The organism is Streptomyces sp. NPDC004658, from assembly GCF_040609555.1.
Lineage (GTDB): Bacteria > Actinomycetota > Actinomycetes > Streptomycetales > Streptomycetaceae > Streptomyces.
Genome location: NZ_JBEXKG010000163.1, coordinates 1 through 16,256 on the forward strand (window position 1 = coordinate 1; position 16,256 = coordinate 16,256).

The following is a 16,256-nucleotide window of genomic DNA, read 5'->3' on the forward strand; positions in this document are numbered from 1 at the left end:
ACTGGACGCCCGGGCGGATGCGGCAGGCGGTGCACCACGCGGCCGTACGCGACGGCACGGCCACGAGCGGGCTCACCGCGCAGGCCGCCGCGGCCGGGCTGCCCGACGGACACGGGCCCGTCGCCACCGTGGACACCGTCGGCAAGCTCTTCTTCACCTATCCGGGCGGCCAGCCCTCGTCGTGCTCGGGCTCGGTGCTGAACACGTCCGCCGAGACACTGGTCCTGACCGCCGGGCACTGTCTGGAGGAGGGCGGGCCGAACGGGCGGTGGCACACCAACTTCCTGTTCGTGCCGGCGTACGACGGCAGCGCCACCCCGCCGCTCGGCTCCTTCGCGGTGTGGAACGTCGCCAGTGACTCCCTGTGGGCCAGCGAGGCCGACGAGAACCACGACTACGGCATCGCGATCACCTACGACAACAGCCTGGGCGAGCACGTCGCCGACGCGGCCGGCGCCTTCGACATCGTGGCCGGCCACGGCACCGTCAACGAAGTCACGATCATCGGGTACCCGTCCGAGGGCTCCTATGACGGCAGGCACCAGGAGTACTGCAAGGACCTCAGCGAGCCCACCCCGGTGCCCAGGAACCTCATCATGGCCCGTTGCCCGAACATGGTCGGCGGCTCCAGCGGCTCACCCTGGCTGCTGGACTACGATCCGGTGGACCAGGTCGGTGAGATCTACGGCGTCAACGCCGTCTTCGACGGGACGTACATCGCCACGCCCCGGTTCGACGACCGCACCCTGCAGTTGGTCGCGATGGTGAACCAGCTGGCGGCGGCCCGGCCCTGAGGCGGGGCCGGTGGGGAGGGAGGCGTCATGTCCGAGAGTCCGTCACCCGGGCGGCGAGGGCGCGGATCCCGCCGCCGACGCGGTATGCCGGACCCCGCGGACGGCACCCACGGCGTTCCCTCCCCGTTGCCCGCCCCCTGGACGGCGGACCTGCTGGCGTCCGCCCGGCCGGTGCCGCACCTCCTGCCGGAAGGTGGATTCCGGCCAGGGGAACGCGAGCGGGTGCCGCCGCTCCCCCTGCCGTCCGAGGGGGTGCCGATCGGGCCCCGACCTCCCGGAATGCGGCCCTCCGTCTGGTTGTCGCACCACCCGCGACCAGGCAAGAAGACAGTAAATCCGGACCTTGAGCCCGGAATCCTGCTCCTGCTGCAGGCCGATCTCGGCCTCGATCACATGGCTGAAAACCACCCCCGTATCCGCCGCCGCATCCGCCGCCGCATCCGCCGCCACGACGACGTGTGCCACGGCTCGGCGACGGCCGGCGGCCGCCGGGTCCACTTCGCCGCGGCCGCCCGGAACGGCCTCGCCCTGTACGCCCTCGGCGACACCCCGCTCGGCCTCGCCCTGGCAGCCGAGGACGACCCGGGGCCGGACGGCCCCCTTGACCCCGAGCGGCTCCGCGACCGGGTCCGCCGAGCCGCCCACGCCTGTGCCACCGGCCGCTGCGCGGAGGGTCCCGCGGGGCCGGTCCGGGGCTGCGAGCAGATGGACCTCGCCCTGCCGCCCGGTTTCACCGCACTGGCCGTCTGGTGCCTGCCCGACCCACCGCAGGGCCGATAACCAGCCGAGTTCTCCCTGATCGCTTGGCCGGTAATGCACCTTGCTCCCGCTCATTCCCGGTCGGAAGCATGCGGCATGATTGCTGCCGGAGTTGATGGTGCGGGTGTTGGGGGACACGCATGGGGGCAAGACTCGTTTTCAGGTTGCTCGGACCACTGGCGGTCGAGGCCGACGACCGGCCCGTCCCGGTGGGCGGCGCACGGCAACGAGCCATCCTCGCGCTCCTCGCTCTCAACCCGGACCGGGTGGTGCCGGTGGACACGCTCATCGACGTCGTCTGGGACGGCCGGCCGCCCTCGACGGCCCGCACCCAGGTGGCCATCTGTGTGGCGGCGCTGCGCAAGGCCTTCAAGTCCGCCGGGGTCGAAGACGACGTGATCGTCACCGCCCACCCCGGCTATCTGCTCGAAACCTCCCGGCACGAGGTCGACTGGGTCGAGTTCACCCGGCTGGTGGGGCAGGCCGAACAGGACGCGGCCGAGGGCACGCTGACCGAGGCGGCCCGGGGGTACGCGCAGGCGCTCGGCCTGTGGCGCGGGCCCGCGCTCGCCGGGGTGATGGGGCGCCCGGTGGAGCACGAGGCCTCGCGGCTGGAGGAGTACCGGCTCAACGCCTTCGACGACGCCACCGCCGTACAGCTGACGCTGGACCAGCATCAGGAGATCATCCCGGAACTGTCGGCCGTGGTACGGGAACACCCGCTGCGCGAGCGGACGCTCGGGCATCTGATGCTCGCCCTGTACCGCTCGGGCCGGCGCGCGGAGGCGCTGGAGGTCTTCCGCACGGCCCGTAAGCAGTTCATCGAGGAGCTGGGCCTCGAACCCGGGCCGAACGTGCAGAGCCTGCACGACGCGATCCTGGCCGACGACCCCTCGCTCGCCCCTCCCGAGAGTTCGGCCACCCCCGCGGCCCCGCCCGCCCCGCCGCGTTCGGTGCCCTCCGAACTTCCGCCCGGCATCCCCGGGTTCGTCGGCCGGGACGCCGAACTGGCCGCACTGGACACCCTGCTGTCCGCGCCCGGCCCCCGGGTCGGCCTGATCACCGGCGTGGCCGGGGTGGGCAAGACGGGGATCGCCGTGCACTGGGCGCACCGGGTTCACGAGCACTTCCCGGACGGCAGCCTGTACGCCGACATGCGCGGATACGACGGCCATCACGCGCCCACCGAGGCGAGCGACGTGCTCGGCCGCTTCCTGCGCTCGCTGGGCGTGGCCGCGGACCGGGTCCCGGCGGCGCACGAAGAGCGCATCGCGCTGTACCGGTCGCTGCTGGCCGGGCACCGGATGCTGGTCGTCCTCGACAACGTCCGCCACTACGCCCAGGTCCGGGACCTGCTGCCCGGCGTCGGCGAGTGCTGTGTGGTCGTCACCAGCCGGGAGGCGCTGGAGGACCTGGTCACCTGGCCGCCGCAGGCGCGCATCCAACTGCGGCTGCTGTCGGAGCGGGAGGCGGTCGGACTGCTCGCCGCGATCGCCGGCGAGGCCCGGATCGCGGCCGGCCCCTCCGACGCGGTGGCCCTCGCCCACCTGTGCGACCGGCTGCCGCTGGCCCTGAGGATCGCCGCCGCCCGGCTGGCCTCCCGGCCGCACTGGACGGTACGGCACATGGTGACCCGGCTGCGCGACGAGCAGCGGCGGCTGGACGAGCTGAGCCAGGACGAGTCCCAGGTGCGTGCCGGGCTGGAGCTGAGCTACCGCTGCCTCTCACCGGAGGCGGCCTGTCTGTACCGCAGGCTCGGGCTGCTCACCTCACCCGACTTCACCGCCTGGACGGCGGCGGCGCTGCTGGACTGCCCGGTGCCGGATGCCGAGCTGTTCATCGAGCAGCTCGTCGACGCCCAGTTCCTGGAGGTGGTCGGGCTCGACGCCACCGGGCACACCCGCTACCGGCTGCAGAACCTGCTGCGTCTGTACGCCGCCGAGTGCGCGGCGCACGAGGAGAGCGAGGAGCAGATCGGCGAGGCCCGGATGCGGGTCCTGCGCACCTATCTGACGCTGGCCGGGGAGGCCCACCGCCGGGAGTACGGCGGCGACTTCAGTGTGCTGCACGGCAGCACGCCGCGCCGGCCGCTGGAGGCCGCGCTCACCGACGACCTGCTGGTGGCGCCGCTGGAGTGGTTCGAGGCCGAGCGGCTCTCGCTGCGCGCGCTCATCGACCAGGCGGCCGAGCTCGGTCTGGACGAGATCGCCTGGGACCTGACGACGTCCATGGTGGTGCTGTTCGAGACCCGCAACTACGTGGAGGACTGGCGGCGGTGCGCGCAGCGGGCGCTGGAGGCCGCGCGGGCCGCCGGCAATGTGCGCGGGCAGGCCGTGATGCTGGCCGACCTCGGCGCGGTCGCGCTGCGGTTGCGCGATCTGCGGCGCACCGGGGTCCTGCTGGAGGAGGCGCTGGAGCTGCACCGCGACGTCGGCGAGCGGTACGGCGAGGCGATGGTGCTGCGCAACCTCGCCATCCGGGACCGGATGCAGGGCGAACTGGACACCGCGATGGCCCGGCTGGAGGAGGCGCGCGAGATCTTCCGGTCGGCGGGCGACGGCTCCTCCGAGGCGCACGTGCTGAACAACATGGCGCAGATCCAGCTCGACCTCGGCCGGGCGGAGGCGGCCATGGGACTGGGCCGGGAGGCGGTACGGCTGTCCGAGGCGGTCGGTGAGGGCCGTGGCGCCCGTGGGCTCGCCCAGAGCCTGCACCGGCTGGCCCACGTCTATCTCGCGCTCGGCGAGACACGGCTCGCCGAGGAAGCGTTTCTGCGGGTGGTGCACATCGTCAAGGAGAAGTCGGACATGGTCGGCCTCGCCTACGCCCTGCACGGGCTCGGCGAGACCCGGCTGGCCGCCGGGCAGGGGCAGCAGGCCCTGGACACCCTCACCGACGCCCTGGACATCGTCTCCGGGATCGACAGCCCGCTGGTGGAGGGGCAGATCAACCTGGCCATCGGGCGGGCTCTGAGCGCGCTCGGGCGGCCGGGCGCCGAGGACCGTCACAAGGCCGCGCAGGCCCTCTTCGACCGGATCGGCGCACGGCCCCGGGCGGAGCAGGCGGGTGCGCTGTCCGGTCCTCAGGAGTTCTGATCCCCTCCCGGACCTGCCGGCGGTTCTGGCGGTTTTCCCACATGGCGGGTGCCCCGTGCCGTCGATAGCCTGCACCAAGTGACCTGATCGGCACGGGGGAACAGTGGGGAGGCCTACGATGGACAGCACGGCCGGAGCCGTCATCGCCGCGGCGATCATGCTCAGCTGCACGATGGTCGTCGTGGCGGCGCTGTTCTGGTTCTCCACCGGGCACTCCCGCAGGCGGTACGCGGCCGTGGAACAACTCGCCCTGGAGCAACGGAATCTGCGGGTCGAGGTGACCGAGGTCGCGGGACATGTACGGGCCATCCAGCATCTGCTGGAGGACCCGTTGGAGCCGTGAACGGACCGGCGGACGAAGGGGGCGACACCTGCCGGTGTCGCCCCCTTTCCCCCGCTTCCGTTCCGTTCTGTTCAGCCTCCCGGTCTCACCACACGTCGAGGGTGATGCTCGTGAACTCCTGGACGGTGCGGTAGCCGAGCCGTTCGTAGAGCCGGTGCGCGGTCCCGGCCGAGTCCAGCCGGGCCAGGCTGCACCAGGGCGCCCCGCGCTCCAGGGCCCGGCGGGTCAGCCACGCGGTGACAGCGGCGGCCAGGCCCCGGCCCCGGTGGGCAGGAGCGGTGGCGATCGAGGCCAGGTGCGGAGCGCCGGTGCCGGGACGCAGCAACAGCGCGCCGACGCAGGCGAGTTCCCCGTCCGCCGCACGTATTCCCGCCCACACCTCGACCTGCGGATCCCCCGGCCGCACCAGATGCCCCGGGCTCGCCTCGGCCAGCAACGCGGACAGCTCCGGCCCGGGCGCCAGCAGGACGACGTCCTCCTCGCCGGCCTGCGCCGCCGGGGCGGTCTCGCTGGTCATCAGCGCCCACTCCTCCCGCTCCCCCTCGGGCAACGGCCCGGCACCGCGCGGCAGGTTCAGTACGTACGGCGGCTCGGGCAGTGCGTCGAGCACGTGCCCGGCGAGCGCCGCGGCGGCGTCGGGCGCGCCGGTGACGGTGACGGTGGCCGCGGGCTCGTCCGCGCTCCCGGAGCCGTACGCCACGGCCCCTTCGACGGCCCAGGCGGGACCACGCCAGTCCGGCGTGATCCACTCCCGCGTCCAGGGATCGCCGGCGACGGCCAGCACCTCGGCGCCGTCGCGCAGACGGGTGACGGTGAGCATGGGGACTCCTTTCAGTGGGCGGATCGGTGACCGGATCCGTTCGGCGGGCGAAGACCGCGCGCACCCGTCCCGGCGGGGACGGAGCGGCTCCGGGGCCGGCCCCGCCGCGCACAGACCCTCCGCGTGCGGCCCCGCCCGGAATTCCGCTGCCGGGAGCCCCGGCCCCGTCGCATGCCCCGAACCCCTCGCATCCCGGCGTGCGGGCCTCGCCCGCTGTGGCCCGTGCGGTCGGAAGAGAAAACCCGTACCGGCCGTCGAGGAGGGGGGCCGGTACGGGTGGCTGGTGGGTCAGACGTCCCGCCGGCGCAGGAGGACCGAGGCCACGGCGATCAGCGCCACGCCCCACAGCGCGCAGACGCCGAGGCCCTGCCAGGGGGTGAGGACATGGTCGGGGCCGGGGTGGGCGAAGACGATCTGCTGGCCCGCGTTGGCCGGGAGGAAGGCCGCGATGTCACGGCCCGCCGTGCCGGGGAGGCTGCCGGCGAGGGGGGCCAGGACCAGGAGGAAGCCGACCACCGCGGCGATCGCACCGGCCGTGTGGCGGATCAGGGCGCCGACACCGAGCGCGAACAGGCTCATCGCGGCCAGGAACAGCCCGCTGCCGGTCACCACGCGCAGCACCTCGGGGTCGCCGAGGGCGACCGGGGCGTGCTCGCGCAGCAGTGCCGACCCGGCGAAGAAGGAGGCGAACGCGGTGACTTCACCCGCCACCAGGGTCACCAGGGCGAACACCGCCGCCTTGGCCACCAGCAGCGGGGTACGGCGGGGCACGGCGAGGAAGCTGGCGCGAATCGTGCCGCTGGAGTACTCGCTGGTGATGACCAGCACACCGAGCACCGACACGATCAGCTCGCCGACACCGAAGGCGCTGAAGATCACCGAGAGGGGGTCCGCGACGACCCTGGCCCGGTCCTGCGGAGACGCCGAGCCCCACTGGGCGGCGGTGACCGCGCTGGCCGCCACGGACACCCCGACGGACGCGACGAACATCAGCAGCAGCACCCAGGCGGTGGAGCGCACCGACCTGATCTTGACCCACTCCGCGCGCAGCAGACCGGTGAGGCCCGGGGACTTCGCCGTGACGTGCCGGACGGGGGCGAGGGCTTCGGCGCTCACGCCGCGCTCCTTTCGGTGAGGGGGGAGCCGGCGGGGCCGCCGTACTCGACGCTGGTCTCGGTCATCCGCATGAACGCCTCCTCCAGCGAGGCGCGCTGCGGGGTCAGTTCGTGGATGACGATCCGCTCCGCCGCCGCCAGCTCCGCGATCCGGGCGGCCTGAAGGCCGGTCACCGACAGCCGGTCGGGGCCCTCGGCCCGGGCCGTGCCGCCCTCGGCCGCCAGCAGGGAGACGAGCCGGGCGGCCTCGGGCGTGCGGACCAGGACGGAGTCGGCGCGCGAGTTGCGGTCGATGAACTCCTCGACCGGGCAGTCGGCGAGCAGCCGGCCACGGCCGATGACGATCAGGTGGTCGGCGGTGACGGCCATCTCGTTCATCAGATGGCTGGAGACGAAGACCGAACGGCCCTCCTGGGCGAGGGACTTCATCAGATTGCGGATCCACAGCACGCCCTCGGGATCGAGCCCGTTGACCGGCTCGTCCAGCACCAGGACGCGCGGGTCGCCGATGAGGGCGGCGGCGATACCGAGGCGCTGCGCCATGCCGAGGGAGAAGCCCCCGGCGCGTGCCGTGCGGACCTCGCTCAGACCGACCCGCTCCAGCACCTCGTCGGCGCGGGAGGCGGGCAGCCCCTGGGTGTGGGCGAGGAAGCGCAGGTGGGCGTAGGCGCTGCGGCCCTTGTGGAAGGCGCGGGCCTCCAGCAGGGCGCCGATGGTGCGCAGCGGGCTGCGCAGTTCGCCGTAGGGGCGGCCGCCGATCAGGGCGCTGCCGCCGTCGGGCCGGTCGAGGCCCAGCAGCAGCCGCATGGTGGTGGACTTGCCGGCGCCGTTCGGACCGAGGAAGCCGGTCACCTTGCCGGGCGGGACGGTGAAGCTGAGGTCGTCGACGGCGGTCTTGTGGCCGTACCGCTTGGTCAGATGGCGGGCCTCGACCTCGGGGGCCGAAATCTGCATGTCAGGTGTTCCTTCGTGCCATGGGGACGGACAGAGCGGACAGGTGTGCCGTGATGTCGCCGGTGACCTCGGCGGCGTGCGGCACCAGGTAGAAGTGGTCGCCCGGGAAGGCGCGGCTGGTGAAGGCGCCAGGGGCGGCGACATCGGCCCAGGCGAGGACGGCGTCCGCGGGAACGTCCGGGTCTTCCTCGCCGTAATAGGCGGCGACCGGGAGGTCCAGGCGCTCGGCGCGGGCCTTCGGCGCGTAGTCCTCCAGCAGCGCGTAGTCGGCGCGCAGCGTGGGCAGGACCAGCTCCACCAGGTCGGGATCGTCGAGTGCGGGGGCCAGCGGGCCGCCGCGCCGGCGGACGTCCTCGAGAAGCGCGGTGTCGTCGTCGTACCGGAAGCGGGGCAGCCGGTGCGGGGCCGCGCGTCCGGAGACGAGCAGCAGCCGCGGGGCGGCCTCGCGGGCCACCTCGTAGGCCACGGAGGCGCCCATGCTGTGGCCGAAGTAGACGGTGGGCAGCGCGGGCAGGGCGGCCAGCGCGGCGGCGGCGGGACCGGCCAGGTCGTCCATGGTCCGGGCGGGCTCCTCCAGGATGCGGTCCTCGCGGCCCGGGTAGCGCACCGCGAGCACCTCGGTGTCCGGGCCGAGCAGGGCGGGCCACGCGCGGAAGAAGCTGGCGGCCCCGCCGGCGTGCGGGAAGCAGACCAGGCGGTGCAGCGGGTGCTCGGGAGCGTGCAGGACGCGCAGCCAGGCGGCGGTGGACGGGAGGGAGGCCACGGTCACCGGACCCGCCTCCCCCCGCCGGAGCGGCACCCGGCGAGCGGCCCGGCGTCCGGGCCGGCCAGGGCACGTCCCCCGGCAACCAGGCGGTGCGGCGCACGCCGCGGAGCGAGCGGACCCCCGACCCGCGACCGGGCGGTGGCGGTGCGTGCGGGAACGGACGGCGTCACCGGGCTCACCTCCGCCTGGCGAAGCGGTGGGCGGCGAGCGGGGCGGTCACGGCGATCAGGCCGAGGCTCCAGGCCAGCGCGGCGGTGACATGGCCGGCGGTGGGGCCGCCGGTCAGCAGCGCGCGCGAGGCGTCGACCACCGAGCTCATCGGGTTGTGCGCGACGAGGAAGCCGAGCCAGCCGGGCATGGTGCCCGGGGCGACGAAGATGGAGCTGCCGAACTGCAGCGGCACCATGGCGAGCATGCCCACGCTCTGCACGGTCTCCACCGTCCGCGCGGTCAGTCCGATCAGCGCGTGCAGCCAGGCCAGCGCGATGCCGTAGAGCAGGATCAGCCCGATCGCGGCGACGGCCTGGAGCGGGCCGGTGTGCACCCGGAAGCCGATCAGCAGGGCGAAGGCGAACACCACCAGCAGACTGACCAGCATCCGCAGGGTGTCCGCGAGGATCCGCCCGGCGAGCACGGCCCACGCGGTCATCGGCAGGGTGCGGAACCGGTCCATCACCCCGTTGTGGAAGTCGGAGTTGAGGCTGATGCCGGAGGTGCGGGAGGCGATGGTGGTGGTCAGAGCCATGATGCCGGGCATCACGTACTGCCGGTAGGCGCCGCTGCTGCCGGAGATCGCGCCGCCGAAGATGTAGACGAAGATCAGCGCGAACACCAGGGGCATCAGGGTGGCGTCCAGCACCTGGCCGGGGCTGGAGAGGACCTTGCGCAGATTGCGCCGGGTGATGGCCAGGGTGTGGCCGACGGCTCGGCGGGATCCGGGCAGCAGGCCCGGGGCGATGACGGCGCTCATGCGGCGCTCCTGGCGGTCTCGGTCGCGGTGTCGGTGTGGCCGGCGCCGGTCAGCGGGGTGACGGGCGCGGTGCCGGTCAGGGTGAGGAAGGTGTCGTCGAGGCTCGGGGTGCGCGTGTCGACGCGGGCCATGGGGATGCCGGAGGCACCGAGCGCTCGTACCGCCGCGGTCACCGTGCGCCCCTCCCGGTCCAGCGGCAGCCGGACCAGCCCCTCCGCGTCGTCGACGGCGACCGGGCCGAGGCCCGCGGACTGCAGGGCCTTGCGTACGGCGGGCAGGTCGGCCGTGTGCTGCGGGGTGAGGTGGAGCACCGGGCCGCCGATGCGCTCGCGCAGCTCGGAGACGGTGCCGGAGGCGATGACCTGACCGCGGTCGATGACCACGAGGGAGTCGGCGAGCGCCTCGGCCTCCTCCATGTACTGGGTGGTGAGCAACACCGTGGTGCCCCGGCCGGCGAGGGAACGCACCTCCTCCCACAGGGAGTTGCGGCTGTGCGGGTCGAGTCCGGTGGTCGGCTCGTCGAGGAAGAGCACCTTCGGGTCACCGAGGAGGCTCGCGGCCAGGTCGAGCCGTCGGCGCATGCCGCCGGAGTAGGTCTTCACGGGGCGGTGTGCGGCCTCGGTGAGCCGGAACCGCTCCAGCATGGCGTCGGCGCCGGCGCGGGAGGCGGCCCGCCCCTGGTTCAGCAGCCGGCCGATCAGATAGAGGTTCTCCCAGGCGGAGATGTCCTCGTCGACGGCCGCGTACTGGCCGGTCATGCCGATCAGGTTGCGTACCTCGCGGGACTGGCGTGCCACGTCGTAGCCGTGCACGAAGGCGTGCCCCGCGTCCGGCTTCACGAGGGTGCACAGCATGCGCACGGTCGTCGTCTTGCCGGCTCCGTTGGGTCCCAGCAGCCCGAGGACGGTGCCCTCGGGCGCCTCGAAAGACACGCCCCGCACCGCGTGGGTGTCACCGAACTGCTTCGCCAGGTCTGTTGCGCGTATCGCCGGGGTCGTGATCGTCATCGGGTCCTCTCAGGGTCCGCGGTTGCAGCGGCGGACCGGACGCTACGGAGCCCCTCTATCGATGGCTTATCGAATGGCTTCGCTCCCCGCTGCGGCCTGCTCCGCTCCCCGTCCCGGCCTGCTCCGCTCCCGCCCCGGCCGGTTCCGCTCCCGCCAGGCATGGCCGAAACGCGCGCGATAACGCGGTGAAAGAGCGCCCTCCTAGCGTCCACCGGCATGTGGACTGCGAACTGAGGAGTCGGATCCATGTCAGGTGTGGCGATAGGGGACCTGGGACGGTCCACGGCCGGCGGGCCGGCCGGTCTGCTGGGACGGCTCGCGGAGCACGCGGCCCGCACGCCCGACGCCGTCGCGGTGTCGGGGGCCCGGGAGCGGTGGAGCTACCGCGCCTTCGAGTCGGCGACGGCCCGGCTCGCCCAGCGGCTGAGATCGGCCGGCGTCGGCGCCGGGGACACCGTCGCGATCCATGCGCTGCGCACCCCCGCGCTCGCCCTGGCCCTGGTGGCCGTGGCCCGCGCCGGCGCGGCCTTCCTGATCTGCGACGCCGCCCACCCGGTGCGGCGGTCGCGCCGCCAGGCGGAGCGGTCCGGGGTCAAGGCGTGGCTCGCGTGCGGTCCGGCGGGACTGCCGGAGGAGTTGGCGGACCCGCGACTTCCGGTGCTCACGGCCGAGTTCGGCGCACCGGACGCGGCCTCGTACGACGGCACGGACGTGGGCGTGCACGACGACACGCACGCCAAGGCTCCTGCCCACGCCCTCGTCGCCTACGTCGCCCACACCTCCGGCACCACCGGTGAACCCCGGCGGATCCTGGGCGGCTGGGGGCCGGTCGAGCACTTCCTCGGCTGGTACACCGCCGCCGAGGGCATCGGGCCCGAGGTGCGCGGCGCGGTGCTGTCCGGGCTCGGGCACGACCCGCTGCTGCGGGACGTGTTCGTGCCGCTGTGGGCGGGCGGCACGGTCGTCTTCCCCGAGGCCGATGTGCGTGACGGGGCCGCGATCGCCCGCTGGCTGGCCGACGAGCGGATCACCCTGGCCCATCTGACCCCTGGCCTCGGTGACGTCCTGGCCGACGCCGCGCCCGAGGGAGGCTGGCCCGAACTGCGGCTGGTGGGCTTCGGCGGCGAGGCGTTGACCTGGCGCACCGTCGACACCTGGGCCGACCGCGCCCCGCACGCCAGGATCCTCAACCTGTACGGCACCACCGAGACCCCGCAGGCCGTCTCCGTGCACGTCGCCGCCGGCCCGGGCCGCCCCGCCGGCGCCCGGCACGGCGCCCGGGTGCCGCTCGGTCCGGGCATCGACGGGGTGGAGCTGACCGTCGAGGACGGCGAACTCGTCGTCGTCACCCCCCACCTGGCACGCTACGCCGACGACTGCGCGCCGCAGGACTTCGGCGGTCGCTACCGCACCGGCGACCTGGTCCGCGCACTCCCCGACGGCACGTACGAGTTCACCGGCCGCCGGGACGACCAGCTGAAGATCCGCGGCCATCGGGTCGAGCCGGCGGGCACCGAGGCCGTCCTGCTCACCGCCCCCGGTGTCGCCCGGGCCGCCGTCGTCGCCCACGACGACACCCTCGTCGCCCATGTCGTGCCGGCCCCGGGCCACGTCCTGGACGGGGATGCCGTACGGGACTTCGCCGCCGGTCTGCTGCCGGACCACGAGGCCCCGGCCGCCGTGGTCGTGCACGACGCGCTGCCGCTCACCGCCAACGGCAAGACCGACCGGGCGGCGCTGGCCGCCCACCGCCCCGCGAGCGCCCGGCGAGCCGCGCGCGATCCCCGCGAGGAGATCCTGTGCGGGCTGTTCGCCGAGGTGCTGGGCCGGGACGGGTTCGGCCCGGACGACGACTTCTTCACGCACGGCGGGCACTCCCTGCGTGCCAACCGCCTGGTCAACCGGGTGCGCCGGCTGCTTGGTGTCTCGGTGCCCGTCAACGCCCTGTTCGACGCGCCCACCCCGGCGGCCTTCGCCCGCGCCCTGGACACCGCCGCCGGTGCCGGTCGCCCCGAGCTCGCCCCCGCCGAGCGGCCCGAGCGGCTGCCGCTGTCCAGCGCGCAGCGCCGCCTGTGGTTCCTGCAGCAGCTGGACGCGGACGACACCTCGTACAACATCGCGCTCACCCTGGAGCTGACCGGCCCGCTGGACCGGACGGCGCTGGCCGCCGCGCTCGGCGACCTCACCGACCGGCACGAGGTGCTGCGCACCGTCTACCGCGCCGAGGACGGCGAGCCCTGCCAGGTCGTCCTGGACTCGGCCCGCCCCGAGCTGCACGTCCTGGACGTCCCCGAGGAGGAGCTGGCCGCCGAGCTCACCCGGCAGGCCCGGCACCGCTTCGACCTGGCGGCGCGCCCGCCGCTGCGTACGGTCCTGCTGGCCACCGGCCCGGAGCGGCACACCCTGCTCGTGCTGCTGCACCACATCGCCTCGGACGGCGCCTCCACGGGCCCGCTGGCCCGGGACCTGTCCGCCGCCTACACCGCCCGGCTCGCGGGCCGCACCCCCGACTTCAGGCAACTCCCCGTCCAGTACGCCGACTTCACCCTGTGGCAGCGTGCGGTCGAGCGGCCCGAGGAGGACCTGGCGTACTGGGAGGAGCGGCTGGCCGGTCTGCCGGACGTGCTGGAGCTGCCCACCGACCGGCCGCGTCCGGCCGTCGCCTCCGGCCGTGGCGGCCGGGTGCGGTTCACCGTGCCGGCCGGGCTGCACGGGCGGCTGGCCGCGCTGGCCCGGCGCACCGGCAGCACGGTGTTCATGACGGTCCAGGCCGGCCTGGCCGCGCTGCTGACCCGGCTGGGCGCGGGCAGCGACATCCCGGTCGGAACCGCCGTGGCGGGCCGCGCCGACGAGCTCCTGGACGGGCTGGTCGGCTGCTTCGCCAACACCGTGTGCCTGCGTACCGACACCTCGGGCAACCCGTCCTTCACCGAGCTCGTCGGACGGGTCCGCGACCGGGACCTCGCCGACTTCGCCCACCAGGACCTGCCGCTGGACCGGCTGGTGGAGCATCTCAACCCGGCGCGCTCGCTCGCCTACCACCCGCTGTTCCAGACGATGCTGACCTTCCAGGGCGCCGAACGGGTCCGCTACGACCTGCCCGGGCTGCGCGTCGCCGTGGACACCGCGGAGCGCGACTCCGCCAAGGTCGACCTGTCCTTCCTGTTCGCCGAGGACGGGGAGGCCCTGGCCGGCACCCTGGAGTACGCCGTCGACCTGTTCGACCGCGCCGGCGCGGAGCGGCTCGCCGCCCGTCTGGTGCGCCTCCTGGACGCGGCCACCGCCGCGCCCGAGCGGCCCATCGGGGACCTGGAGATCCTGGACGAGGCCGAGCGCGCCCAGCTCCTGCACGGCTGGCAGGGCGCGCCCGCCGGGGCCGTCGGCACCACCCTGCCGGAGCTGTTCGCCGCCCAGGTGCGGCGCACCCCGGACGCCCCGGCGGTCGAGCACGCGGGAACCGCCCTCACCTACCGGGAGCTGGACGCGCGCGCCAACCGGATCGCCCGCCGCCTGATCGCGCTCGGCGCCGGCCCCGAGACCCATGTGGCCGTGGCCCTGGACCGCTCGGTCGACCAGATCGCCGCGCTCCTCGGCATCGCGAAGGCGGGCGCCGCCTATCTGCCGCTGGACCTGGCCCACCCGGCCGAGCGCATCGCGTTCGTCGTGGACGACGTACGCCCGGTCGCCGCGGTCACCGCCCGAGCGCACTCCGGCCTGCTGCCCGCGGGCATCCGGCGGGTGCTGCTCGACTCACCCGAGGAGCGGCGTCGGCTGGCGGACCTGTCCGCCGAAGACGTCAGCGACGCCGACCGCACCTGCCCGCTGACGCCGGCTCACCCGGTGTACGTGATCTTCACCTCCGGCTCCACCGGCCGGCCCAAGGGCGTGGTCGTCGAACACCGCTCCCTGGCCGCCTATCTGGCCTGGGCCCGGGAGGCGTACGACAGTGTGCGCGGCCGGGCGCTGGTGCACTCACCGGTCGCCTTCGACCTGACGGTCACGGGCATCTTCGCCCCGCTCACCGCGGGCGGCACGGTGGAACTGGTCGACCTGGACGGCCGCGCCGAGCAGCCGCCCGCGGCCCGGCCCGACTTCGTGAAGGCCACCCCGAGCCATCTGCCGCTGCTGCTGGAGTCCGACGACCGCTTCTCGCCGGTGCGCCAGCTGGTGCTGGGCGGCGAGTCGCTGATGGGCGAGGTGCTGGAACAGTGGCGCGAGCGGCATCCGGGGGCGACCGTCGTCAACGAGTACGGCCCGACGGAGACCACCGTCGGCTGCACCGAGTTCCGTATCGCGCCGGGCGAGCCGGTGCCCGCCGGGGTCGTCACCATCGGGCGGCCCGTGCGGGGCACCCGGATGTACGTCCTCGACGCGCGGCTGCGCCCGGTGCCCGCCGGGGTGCCCGGCGAGCTCTACATCGCGGGCGACCTGGTCACCCGCGGCTATCACGGCCGGCCGGCGCTCACCGCGGGCCGCTTCGTCGCGGACCCGTTCGGCGCCCCCGGTGACCGCATGTACCGCTCGGGCGACCTGGGCCGCTGGAACCGGGACGGGCTGCTGGAGTTCGTCGGGCGCGTGGACCACCAGGTCAAGGTGCGCGGCTTCCGGATCGAGCCCGGTGAGATCGAGGCCGTGCTCGGCGGGCACCCGCTGGTGCGGCAGGCGGCCGTGGTGGTCCGCGAGGACCGGCCGGGCGACCGGCGGATCGTCGCGTACGTCGTCTCCGACGCACCCGTCGGGGAGCTGCGGGCGCTGGCCGCCGAGCGGCTGCCCGAGTACATGGTCCCGTCGGCGATCGTGCCGTTGGCGGAGCTGCCGCTGACCGCCAACGGCAAACTGGACCGCGCCGCCCTGCCGGCCCCCGAGCAGCAGCCCGCCCGGACCACGGCCGGCGCCGGGCCGCGCACGGCCCGCGAGGAGATCCTGCGCGGACTGTTCGCCGAGGTCATCGGCGTGGCCGAGGTCCCGGTGGACACCAGCTTCTTCGACCTGGGCGGCCACTCGCTGCTCGCCACCCGCCTGATCGGCCGCGTCCGGACCGTGTTCGGCGCCGGTCTGTCGCTGCGCACCCTGTTCGAGGCCCCCACGGTCCGCGAGCTGGCGGCCCGGCTCGACGGCGACGCCGGGCAGGCACGCCCCCGGCTGGTGCCCCGGGACCGCCCGGAGCGGCTGCCGCTGTCCCCCGCCCAGCGCAGGCTGTGGTTCCTGAACCGGCTGGAGGGCCCGAGCCCCACCTACAACATCCCCCTCGCGCTGCGCCTGGACGGACCGCTGGACGTACCGGCGCTGCGGGCGGCGCTCGACGACGTGCTGGACCGGCACGAGAGCCTGCGGACCGTGTTCGCCGAGCGGGACGGTGTGCCGTACCAGGTGGTCCTGGCGAAGGGCACGCGCGCGGATCTCGCCGTCCGCGAGACGCCGGAGAGCGAGCTGGCGGCCGTGCTGTCCGCCGCGGTGCGTGAGACCTTCCCGCTGGACGGCGAGCTGCCGTTCCGGGCCACGTTGTTCGAGGTGGACGGGGAGCGGCACGTGCTGCTCCTGCTGATGCACCACATCGTGGCCGACGGCTGGTCGGCGGGTCCGCTGCTGCGGGACCTGTCCACCGCCTACACCGCCCGGCTCGACGGCAGGAC

10 protein-coding genes and 1 pseudogene are annotated in these 16,256 nt (G+C 74.3%); 5 read left to right on the plus strand and 6 right to left on the minus strand.

Going from position 1 to position 16,256, the window contains the following annotated elements; genetic code table 11:
• The 4 genes and pseudogenes from ABZV94_RS34290 to ABZV94_RS34305 form a co-directional block, all read left to right on the plus strand.
• Nucleotides 1–794: pseudogene (locus ABZV94_RS34290) on the plus strand (hypothetical protein); the annotation flags it as partial.
• A 393-nt stretch (nt 795–1,187) separates the two neighbouring features.
• On the plus strand, nt 1,188–1,574 hold the full coding sequence (locus ABZV94_RS34295; RefSeq protein WP_356347514.1) for a hypothetical protein: 387 nt from the start codon (nt 1,188–1,190) through the stop codon (nt 1,572–1,574).
• Between the two features lie 143 nt (nt 1,575–1,717).
• Nucleotides 1,718–4,648 (plus strand): BTAD domain-containing putative transcriptional regulator, encoded by a 2,931-nt coding sequence (locus ABZV94_RS34300; RefSeq protein WP_356347516.1) that lies wholly within the window; start codon nt 1,718–1,720, stop codon nt 4,646–4,648.
• A gap of 118 nt (nt 4,649–4,766) precedes the next feature.
• Nucleotides 4,767–4,991 (plus strand): hypothetical protein, encoded by a 225-nt coding sequence (locus ABZV94_RS34305; RefSeq protein WP_356347518.1) that lies wholly within the window; start codon nt 4,767–4,769, stop codon nt 4,989–4,991.
• 85 nt (nt 4,992–5,076) lie between these two features.
• Here ABZV94_RS34305 and ABZV94_RS34310 read toward each other — a convergent pair whose 3' ends face one another.
• From ABZV94_RS34310 to ABZV94_RS34335, 6 genes are all read right to left on the minus strand, one after another.
• Entirely contained in the window at nt 5,077–5,811 is a 735-nt protein-coding gene (locus ABZV94_RS34310; protein WP_356347520.1) for a GNAT family N-acetyltransferase, read from the minus strand.
• 288 nt (nt 5,812–6,099) lie between these two features.
• Nucleotides 6,100–6,927: an ABC transporter permease gene (locus tag ABZV94_RS34315; RefSeq protein ID WP_356347522.1), complete on the minus strand. Its 828-nt coding sequence runs from the start codon at nt 6,925–6,927 to the stop codon at nt 6,100–6,102.
• Complete coding sequence (locus ABZV94_RS34320; protein WP_356347524.1) at nt 6,924–7,880, minus strand: ATP-binding cassette domain-containing protein; 957 nt, start codon at nt 7,878–7,880, stop codon at nt 6,924–6,926. The genes ABZV94_RS34315 and ABZV94_RS34320 overlap by 4 nt, the downstream gene beginning before the upstream one ends.
• Nucleotide 7,881: 1 nt before the next feature.
• Nucleotides 7,882–8,649 (minus strand): alpha/beta fold hydrolase, encoded by a 768-nt coding sequence (locus ABZV94_RS34325; protein ID WP_356347526.1) that lies wholly within the window; start codon nt 8,647–8,649, stop codon nt 7,882–7,884.
• A 172-nt stretch (nt 8,650–8,821) separates the two neighbouring features.
• Nucleotides 8,822–9,616, minus strand: coding sequence for an ABC transporter permease (locus ABZV94_RS34330; protein WP_356347528.1), 795 nt, complete (start codon nt 9,614–9,616; stop codon nt 8,822–8,824).
• Nucleotides 9,613–10,623, minus strand: coding sequence for an ATP-binding cassette domain-containing protein (locus ABZV94_RS34335; protein ID WP_356347530.1), 1,011 nt, complete (start codon nt 10,621–10,623; stop codon nt 9,613–9,615). Before ABZV94_RS34335 ends, ABZV94_RS34330 begins: the two co-directional genes overlap by 4 nt.
• Nucleotides 10,624–10,869: 246 nt before the next feature.
• Here ABZV94_RS34335 and ABZV94_RS34340 point away from each other — a divergent pair.
• Nucleotides 10,870–16,256, plus strand: a 5,387-nt coding sequence (locus tag ABZV94_RS34340; RefSeq protein WP_356347532.1) for an amino acid adenylation domain-containing protein, incomplete at its 3' end; no start/stop codon positions are given.

Excerpts from the sequence above, each read along its gene's own strand:
- ABZV94_RS34295 (WP_356347514.1), top strand. The coding sequence starts at position 1,188 with ATGGCTGAAAACCACCCCCGTATCCGCCGCCGCATCCGCCGCCGCATC.
- ABZV94_RS34305 (WP_356347518.1), top strand. The coding sequence starts at position 4,767 with ATGGACAGCACGGCCGGAGCCGTCATCGCCGCGGCGATCATGCTCAGC.
- ABZV94_RS34310 (WP_356347520.1), bottom strand. The coding sequence starts at position 5,811 with ATGCTCACCGTCACCCGTCTGCGCGACGGCGCCGAGGTGCTGGCCGTC.
- ABZV94_RS34320 (WP_356347524.1), bottom strand. The coding sequence starts at position 7,880 with ATGCAGATTTCGGCCCCCGAGGTCGAGGCCCGCCATCTGACCAAGCGG.
- ABZV94_RS34330 (WP_356347528.1), bottom strand. The coding sequence starts at position 9,616 with ATGAGCGCCGTCATCGCCCCGGGCCTGCTGCCCGGATCCCGCCGAGCC.
- ABZV94_RS34335 (WP_356347530.1), bottom strand. The coding sequence starts at position 10,623 with ATGACGATCACGACCCCGGCGATACGCGCAACAGACCTGGCGAAGCAG.